A 313-nucleotide genomic window follows, 5' to 3' on the forward strand; every position below is an offset into this window, starting at 1 on the left:
GAGAAAACACGCTATAGACGCCGCCCAAAAGGCAAGGCCGACCGGTATCCACGGCGAACATCTCCCTGAAGCTCGATGAACTGATCGACGGCGAAGCCTTGCGCGGCGCGATGACCGCGCTGACTGCGGCTACCGGCGGCGACGGTTCCAGCCCGGCCATCCGCGCGGCTGTTCTCCAGCTTCTCAAGGCCCGGCTCATGGAAGGCCGCAGGACAGCCGAGGCCATGCTGAAACAGGATGGCGGCGGCAACGCCTGTGCCGAGCGGCTGTCGCATCTGATGGACGAGCTGATCCGCGCGCTCTATGATTTCGC

Annotated in this window: 1 protein-coding gene; it reads left to right on the forward strand. The window is 64.9% G+C overall.

Annotation, left to right across the window (positions count from 1 at the left end; all coding sequences use genetic code 11):
• Positions 1-110 precede the first annotated feature (110 nt).
• A partial coding sequence (locus EN786_RS36910; protein ID WP_135910162.1) for a hypothetical protein occupies positions 111-313 on the forward strand: 203 nt, incomplete at its 3' end.

Source organism: Mesorhizobium sp. M4B.F.Ca.ET.143.01.1.1, from assembly GCF_004792275.1.
Classification (GTDB): Bacteria; Pseudomonadota; Alphaproteobacteria; order Rhizobiales; family Rhizobiaceae; genus Mesorhizobium; species Mesorhizobium abyssinicae.